The 8,823-nt window shown below is 40.0% G+C and carries 5 protein-coding genes; 2 read left to right on the top strand and 3 right to left on the bottom strand.

Going from position 1 to position 8,823, the window contains the following annotated elements; genetic code table 11:
- Positions 1–141 precede the first annotated feature (141 nt).
- From DXA15_RS23645 to abc-f, 3 genes are all read right to left on the bottom strand, one after another.
- The gene (locus DXA15_RS23645) at positions 142–2,460 is read right to left on the bottom strand and encodes a hypothetical protein (protein ID WP_128135670.1); all 2,319 of its coding nucleotides are present in this window, start codon (positions 2,458–2,460) and stop codon (positions 142–144) included.
- A gap of 96 nt (positions 2,461–2,556) precedes the next feature.
- Positions 2,557–3,732, bottom strand: coding sequence for an MFS transporter (locus DXA15_RS23650; RefSeq protein WP_128135671.1), 1,176 nt, complete (start codon positions 3,730–3,732; stop codon positions 2,557–2,559).
- 4 nt (positions 3,733–3,736) lie between these two features.
- Complete coding sequence (abc-f, locus tag DXA15_RS23655) at positions 3,737–5,620, bottom strand: ribosomal protection-like ABC-F family protein (protein ID WP_128135672.1); 1,884 nt, start codon at positions 5,618–5,620, stop codon at positions 3,737–3,739.
- Positions 5,621–5,914: 294 nt separating this feature from the next.
- Here abc-f and DXA15_RS23660 point away from each other — a divergent pair, with 294 nt between their 5' ends.
- Positions 5,915–6,256: a nucleotide pyrophosphohydrolase gene (locus DXA15_RS23660; RefSeq protein ID WP_128135673.1), complete on the top strand. Its 342-nt coding sequence runs from the start codon at positions 5,915–5,917 to the stop codon at positions 6,254–6,256.
- Positions 6,253–8,616 (top strand): DNA/RNA helicase domain-containing protein, encoded by a 2,364-nt coding sequence (locus tag DXA15_RS23665; RefSeq protein WP_128135674.1) that lies wholly within the window; start codon positions 6,253–6,255, stop codon positions 8,614–8,616. Before DXA15_RS23660 ends, DXA15_RS23665 begins: the two co-directional genes overlap by 4 nt.
- Positions 8,617–8,823 lie beyond the last annotated feature (207 nt).

Consider the following 8,823-nt stretch of genomic DNA (forward strand, 5'->3'; position numbering starts at 1 on the left):
TTCGTTACTTCGTACTGTTTTCATAAGCTATATCGTTATTAGTTAATAATGAATTTGATACAATACAAAGTTAACTAAAATGGTATAGCTTTTGTAGTGCTATCTCGTGCTATCCGTCTTTTCCGATTTTAAACATAGGAACTATTTTCTTATCACTCTGAATTCGCATGTACCGGAACCTAACAATCCAGTACCGTCACCCCCTTCCACCACTCCGGTAAAACCGGTATTGATATCGGAGCAATAGAAAGAAACTTCCGCCTCCCCTTTTTCATCCGTTATGACGGAAGGTTGCCATAACAAAGTATTACGGGCATCGGGAGTTGACAATTGTATATCTATTTCGTCCGGTTGGTAAAATTCACGGGCTACGTAGTAGCCTTTGGCACGCCAAAGGTTGTTACGACGGAGAAGCTCTTCTTCCGAATAAATAGGACCGTGATAAACGACATATTGTTCGTCTTCCACAATAAACCATTTTCCTCCATCGAAATATTTAGGTTTAATAATTCGATACGTTTTACCCTCTACCGGTTTACTTCGTTTTTCAAACGGAACAATATTTGCATTGGGACAATAACGGGGGTCATGATGTACCGTATATCCGTCTTTATAATTTTCCAAATGTCCTTCCGGACACACCCAAGGCATACCAACATCCATCTGTGCCAAACTATCTAAACGTCCCATAAACTTATCCCTGAAAGGTCTACTTGCTTTACGGGTAACAACTACCTCATCCTGTAAAATTGTGCTATCATTACTAACGACCGGCATATCGAGAATCTGTTCTTTTACAGACTGAGAAATATCCATCGTAGGGTAATATCTCTGTTTCTTTTTCCTTAGACTATCGATTTGCGGAAAATAATCTTCTATTTCAAGTTGAGGCTTATGTTCATTCGACAACATCGGTTTCAAATACACATAACCACCTCGAAGTTCCTTCAATATATCCGTACCGACAATAAAAGAGCCGGTTGAGTCAGCCCATACATACAATGAATTTCCCTCAGCACCGGATATCTGAATAAGTTGTTCCGTCCCCTGCGCCTCTTTCCTCTTTTTCTTACTATTAATAGATTGTATGCCTATTATTTCATCAGACAAAAACAGATTTTCATTATCGGGGGCATATTCTATATTCCAGACATACCGCCTCCACCCCTGAGTCAGCAACAATAAATCCATTGCCTGCATACGGTCTTTATTCTTTTCATCGAAATAATAAAGCGGATTATGAATCTTTCCGCGTATCTGAGAGGATAGATAACAATGCGTCAATATGTTTACCGGATCTGCCGGATTAATATATGCCTTATCAAATACACTAAGGCCCAGATTCGTTTTCACTGGTACTCCATTCCCATCCGTCACCTTTATTTTCAATGTGGCTTTTTCACGAAGGGCATATGTTTTCTTATCCGGTTCAATATTGATCTGTAACTTCTTTTCCGGATGCACATAAACCAGCCTTTCTGCAACCGGTTGCATATCGCCATTAAACAAGGTGAACTCTGCGATTCCCTGATAAAAGAACTCACTAAGCGGCATTTTTATTTTAAGCCGGTCCTTCAACACTCCCTTTGCCACACAGCAAATCATCCCACGGACTTGTCCTACCAGACAAACTTCCTGAGCAGGAGAGCCTTCGGTTTGTGAGATAAAAAATTCCAGATTTTTCTTGTCTTGTTTAGATAGGCTTAAAGTCATTCCTTGTGGGTAAATCTCCGGTAAAGAATAACAAGTACCATCCTCTAACTCTATCCGGTATTTCTTTTCTGTATCAGGAGTAAAGAAGAAAACCCCCATTCCGTCATGGCTACTTTCAAATAGGGTAACCGGAGTATCATCTTGGTATAAAGTACCCTTTACCTCTACCGGATATCCTTTGCCATTTGTAGCCTTAAATGCCACACGTGAAGGCAAACCCGAAATCAGATTTCCTCCCTCCGGAAAAACATCAAATCGCAAACTATCTTTTCCTACATCTTCCGATTGTTGATTATCATGAGCTATATTTTTGACAATCCTTACTTTACGTGAAGAGATAATTCCTGTTGTGTCGTTATGAAAAGAATGACGGGTATAGGCTTCCAGAAAATAATCACCATCCGCCAGCTTCTCACTGACATAAACATGACCGAACACCATACCGTTTTCTACCGGATATTTCTCTTGCCAAACGATACTATCCTTATTATTTATCATTTGCAGATACAATGTCTGACTTTGATTGGAGAATGCAAAAGATTGGGAACTCAACTGATATGCTTTAAACCAAAGGTCTTCTCCTGTCTCATAAATACCTTTGCTGGTTTGGAGATAGATAAGTTCGGAAGGAAAGGCGGCATATTCTTTATTAATAGAAGTAACCCAGGCTTCATCGACTGTTTGCTGGCAAAAACACGGTAAACAGGTATATGTCAGTAAAAAGATGGTTAACAGAATGTTTTTCATGTACCCGACATTTTTAATTTATCACTACAGTCCCAAAACAAGACCACAGCACAAATATAAACAAAAGAAACCAATCTAATCAGGCAAGTATAAAATTCAATCAACCAATTTATGCTTCTCATACGACGGCCTCACCCACCGCAAATAAACCAGGAGCGACACCAGGCAGCATCCGGAACCTACCAGATAGGCCGTTGCCAAATCAGCATGCGAAGCGATAAAGCCGGCTGCCAGCATTCCGATTCCCACTCCGAAATCAAAAGAAGTCAGATAAGTGGAAGTTGCCGTTCCACGCAAATGATGCGGAGCGACATTTACGAAAAGACACTGGATAGCCGGGACACAAACACCGAATCCGATACCAATCGCCAGCGCAGAAGCAAAAAAGACAATTTCATTATGAAACAAAGCAAATACAGCAAACGAAAGTGTCAGAAACACCAACGCACTAATCGATACCAGATGTATCTTCCCGTGATCGACCAACCGTCCGGATATAAGCCTTGCCGTACCAACCCCTATCGCCATAAAAATAAAGAAATAACCGGGATTCGACACATTAATTTCTTTTCCGTACAGCACGACGAAAGAAACAACCATCCCATAAGGTATTGCACTCAGCAAATAAGCCAATGCCGTTGGTAACGCTTTCACCAGAATAAAACGATCCAGCGAAAAAGGAGGCCGTTCCACCTTCTCCCGTTTCGGATAACGAATCAGGCAGACAGAGCCGACACCGACCAACGCTATCGCCAGACCAACCAGCACCAACGGATGAAAACCATACCTATCATAAACAGCGACCGCCACCAACGGAGCAAGCGACATCGCCAGATTAATCGTCAAGCCATAAAACCCCATTCCTTCGCCTCTTCGCCTGGAAGGAATCACATCTATCGCAATGGTATTACCGGAAACGGAAGTCATCCCCATAAAGCCACCCTGAATGAAACGGACAGCCATAACCGTCAGGACCGTCGTAGCAAACAAATAACCGGTAAACATACAGGCAAAAACCATAAAGGCAAAGAGATATAACGGTTTGCGTGAAAAGCAATCCACCAAGTATCCGGAAAAAGGACGGACACACAGCAACCCTATCGAATAACTGGATAATGCTACCCCCACCTCCGACGGATTAATCTTCAATACCTCCACCAAATAAACCGGCATAGTCGGCATCAGCATGTAAAAAGAGAAATTCATCAGGAAATAAGAGATACAACACTGGATGAAATTCCGGTTCCAAAGCACAGGTTTCGTTTCGTTCATATCTTTAAGCCAGCTCACTTAACTCCAGCCAGCGCATTGTCTTTTCATCAATTTCTTCAATCACTTTTGCAATGCGTTCCGACTTTGCCATCAACTCGTCGTTGCTCAATGTTCCGCTGCTCATAGCCGCTTCAAGTTCAGCTTTTTCAGTTTCAAGCGCAGGTATTTCTTCTTCCAGCGCCTCAAACTCCTTCCGTTCCTTGAAAGAAAGTTTCTTTTTCTGTTCATTCTGAGGGCGGTTGTTCTTTTCAGGAGCAGGAGCTTGTTTGGGCTGGCGGGCAGCTTCAGCTTCCTTCTCCAACTGATCCTGTACCTCTTTCCAGTCGCGGTATTGAGTATAGTTGCCGGGGAAATCTTTCAGGTCGGCATTACCACGGAATACCAGTAGATGGTCGACAACCTTATCCATAAAGTAGCGGTCGTGCGAAACAACGATCACGCAACCTTTAAAGTTACGCAGATATTCTTCCAGCACATTCAGCGTTACGATATCCAGGTCATTGGTCGGCTCATCCAGTACAAGGAAGTTCGGGTTACGCATCAGGACTGTACACAGATAAAGACGGCGCTTCTCTCCCCCACTCAGTTTATAAACATAGCTATGTTGTTTTTCGGGAGTAAACAGGAAATAATTCAGGAACTGAGAAACACCCAGTTTCTTTCCGTCGCCCAGATCGACATATTCGGCAATATCCTGTACGACATCGATCACCTTCATCTGTTCGTCAAACTTCAAGCCATCCTGACTGTAATAGCCGAAACGAACTGTTTCGCCCACATCGAAGCGCCCACTATCCGGTTCCACTTCCCCCATCAGCATTTTAATGAAGGTAGACTTCCCGGTACCATTGTTACCGACAATACCCATCTTCTCGAAACGGGCAAAAATATAATTGAAATCTTCTACGATTTTAATATTACCAAAGCTTTTCGTCACATGCTCCGCTTCAAATATCTTCGATCCGATATAGGAAGCTTTCACATCCAGATTCACATTTCCGTTATCCCGTTGCTGCTTGGCTTTCTTCTCCAGTTCATAAAAAGCATCGATACGATATTTAGCCTTCGTTCCACGGGCTTGCGGCTGCCGGCGCATCCATTCCAGCTCTTTACGCAACAGGTTGTTGGCTCGTTCCACTTCCGTATTCATCGTCTCCATACGTTCCTGACGTTTTTCCAGATAGTAGCTGTAATTACCTTTATACTGATAGATTTGCTGACGATCTATTTCGATAATCTCACTACAAACCCGATCCAGGAAATAACGATCGTGCGTCACCATTAGAATACTGATATTGGCACGGCTCAGGTATCCTTCCAGCCATTCGGTCATTTCCAGGTCGAGGTGGTTGGTCGGCTCATCGAGGATGATCAGTTCAGGATCAGTGATCAGGACATTGGCTAGCGCTACACGTTTCAACTGTCCGCCGGACAAATGTTCCACCCTCTGATCGAAATTCGTAATCTTCAACTGCGAAAGGATTTGCTTGGCCCGTTGTTCATAGTCCCAGGCTTTCAGATTATCCATACGTATCAGGATATCCTGCAAGTTAGCGTGATCGTCACTGGCCATAGCTTCTTCATACTCAGCGATCAGTCGAACCGTCTCATTCGGAGAATAAAAACAGGCCTGAAGAACGGTTAATCCTTCGGGATAAACCGGTGTCTGCTCCAGATAACCGACACGCAGGTCGTTACGGAACACAACCGCCCCGCTATCATAATCCTCCTTCCCGGCAATGATATTCAGTAATGTTGTTTTACCTGTACCGTTCTTTGCGATAAGGCCCACTTTCTGCCCCTGTGCAATTCCAAACGTAATATCCTCAAAAAGAACCAAATCGCCGAAGCTCTTGGTAAGTCCGTCTATCTGTAAATAACTGATCATACTGCCTTTTATGCTTTAATATGCCGGACAAAGATACAAAAATTCGGCGTTGGGTGGGTATTAAGGAGGAAGTGTTCGCTGCTTACTTAAACAAGAAGTTACAATTTTAAATAAATCCCAGATTATGTAATCACACAAATAATGAGGTCAAAAGAGTATAAATAAGACATTAGAAATGATTTACATAAAAGAAAAAGAATAACTCGCAATACAATTTCCCTATTAACTTTCTCTCTATTATTTCTGATAGTTTTATATATTTGTCTTTTAATCAATCTTGTTAAAACAAAAGAAATGAAAAATAATCAATCAGATATACAAGAGATTATGGAACAAATTGTTAAGTTCACACAGGACAGAGACTGGGATCAATTCCACAATGGAAAAGATCTGGCTTTAGCCCTATCTATCGAAGCCTCAGAACTTAATGAAGTTTTTCTATGGAAAGAGGCCAATAGTGTTAATATCGACAAGGTAAAAGAAGAATTAGCAGACATCATGAATTATGCATTTCTGATTGCTTACAAATATAACCTAGATATTAAGGATATCATTCTTACTAAATTAGCAAAGAATGCAGAAAAATATCCGGTAAATAAATCAAAAGGCAACGCAAAAAAATACAATGAATTATGATAGTCTATCATGCTTCTAAACAAGGATTCCTAAAAGATGTTTTTAATGGAACTATTGCGGATGATATAGATCACGCATTTGTTACGCACTTGGGCAGACATACATCTCCTAATGAGGTACAATCATGGAAAAACTCCATGATGCATATGTATAAAGTGATCAACACCCCCAACATACCTGATACCTCCAATATAGCTATCGAATATCAGATACCATTGACTTCAAAACGTATTGATTTCATCATAGCCGGACTTGATGAAAACAAAAAAGAGAATATTGTCATTATTGAATTAAAGCAATGGGAACAGGCAAAATTATCTAACAAGTCTGGAATTGTAAAAACACGGTTCCAGCACGGAGAAAGTGAAACTGCACACCCATCATACCAAGCATGGTCATATGCTTATATGCTAATCAACTATAATGAATTAGTTAGGGAACGAGATATTATTCTTTCCCCATGTGCTTTTTTACATAACTATAAACCAGATAATGTCATAACAAACCCATGCTATAAGGAATTTGTTCAAAAAGCTCCCGTTTTCTTAAAGTCTGATGCCCAACAGTTACAAGACTTTATCAAAAAACATATCAGATATGGTGCAAAAGATGATATTGTCTGGATGATAGACAAAGGAAAACTAAGACCTTCTAAACAATTAGCAGAAGCTTTATCTTCTATGTTACATGGTAATCAGGAATTTGTATTACTGGATGATCAAAAGATTGTATACGAAACTGCATTAGAACTTGCCCGAAACTCCACATCAACTGGCAAAAAACACGTTTTGATAGTGGAAGGAGGTCCAGGTACTGGAAAAAGTGTCGTAGCTGTCAACCTTTTGGTACAATTAACAAAAGAAAATTTTTTAACTCAATATGTCTCAAAAAATGCAGCTCCGCGAGAAGTTTATACAATCAAACTTAGCGGTGATTGTCATAAAGAACGTATCAAAGACCTCTTTGTTGGAAGTGGCCGATTTTATGATATTCAAGCTGACATATTCGATACTTTAATAGTCGATGAAGCACATCGACTAAACTTAAAAAGCGGTTTTTATGGTACCGAAGGAGAAAACCAGATACTCGAAATCATACGTGCAGCAAAGTTTTCTGTGTTTTTTGTCGACGACAGGCAAAGAATCCATATTAAAGATATAGGCTCTAAAAGATCTATTGAAAAGTACGCAGAATCACTCGGAGCTATCGTGCACACAACCAAGTTAAGTTCTCAGTTTCGTTGTAACGGTTCTGATGGTTATCTCAGTTGGTTAGATAATACATTACAAATCAAGAATACCGCCAACATACACCTTTCTGCCGAAGATTACGATTTCAAGATATTCTCAGATCCGAATGAACTATTTGAAACAATAAAAACCAAAAACAAAAGGAACAATCGTTCCCGGGTTGTGGCAGGTTATTGCTGGGATTGGAATAGTAAAAAAAATACTGATAGTTTTGATATTATTATACCAGAATTCAATTTTGAAAAAAAATGGAATCTAAATTCAGAAAAAACACCTTGGATTATCGGAGAAACGTCTGTCGATCAGATTGGATGCATCCATACTTGTCAAGGTTTAGAACTTGATTATGTGGGTATCATAGTTGGAAAAGATATGAGATATGAAAACAATAAAATAATCACAGATGTCACTCAACGTTCCAAACACGATCAATCCGTAAAAGGTTTTAAATCATTATTAAAAAAAGACAAAGAGCAAGCTTTACAAGATGCTGATGAGATAATAAAAAACACTTACAGGACCTTAATGACCAGAGGGATGAAAGGCTGTTATGTTTATTTCTGCGATCAAGCTTTAGCTCAACATTTCATGAGTCAATTACAGCCTCAACAAGAAGAGAAAAAAGAGATTCGTATCGAACCTGAAGTCAACGACAACGTCAAATACATTGACTTTCTCCCACTATACTCTATCAAAGCTGCTTGTGGATACTTTGGAGAAGGGGATATAGTTGATGAACTTGGCTGGATAAAAGTAGAAGGATTAGGAAAATTAAATAGAAACATGTACGTAGTACAAGCCGTAGGTCGATCGATGGAACCAGCCATATACCATAATGATTATTGTGTATTCAGAGCAAACCCGGCAGGAAGCCGACAAGGAAAGATCGTTTTAATCCAACATCATAATTTCTATGACGCTGATTATGCAGGAGGTTATTCTATTAAAACATATAGTAGCAAGAAAAAGTTTGATGAGCTAGGAAATTGGGAACATGAAGAAATTGTTTTAACCCCCAAAAATCCGGATTACAATCCTATCATCATTAATGAAGAAGATGCCGAAGAGTTTAGAATCATTGGGGAATTTGCAGGAATAATAAAAGATTAAAATCAATACCCTGAATTGTTCCTGCACCTTACCCTGCATTCAAAAGATTTTTTAGTAAAAGTCAAATACAGACTACTGAAGATTCTCCAATCTCATATCAGGGCGACCGCACCAAAATTCCTCTAAAAAGTTTATCATTGCAAAATGAATACCTCTAATTATTTTTCAGAAGTGACAGATCCTCGTGTAACAGGTCGCTGTCTACAT

The sequence above is a fragment of the Parabacteroides sp. AM58-2XD genome (assembly GCF_003463685.1).
Lineage (GTDB): Bacteria > Bacteroidota > Bacteroidia > Bacteroidales > Tannerellaceae > Parabacteroides > Parabacteroides segnis.

Bases quoted from the DNA above. Each gene is read 5' to 3' on its own strand.
- DXA15_RS23650 (WP_128135671.1), bottom strand. From the start codon at position 3,732: ATGAACGAAACGAAACCTGTGCTTTGGAACCGGAATTTCATCCAGTGT.
- DXA15_RS23665 (WP_128135674.1), top strand. From the start codon at position 6,253: ATGATAGTCTATCATGCTTCTAAACAAGGATTCCTAAAAGATGTTTTT.
- abc-f (WP_128135672.1), bottom strand. From the start codon at position 5,620: ATGATCAGTTATTTACAGATAGACGGACTTACCAAGAGCTTCGGCGAT.
- DXA15_RS23660 (WP_128135673.1), top strand. From the start codon at position 5,915: ATGAAAAATAATCAATCAGATATACAAGAGATTATGGAACAAATTGTT.
- DXA15_RS23645 (WP_128135670.1), bottom strand. From the start codon at position 2,460: ATGAAAAACATTCTGTTAACCATCTTTTTACTGACATATACCTGTTTA.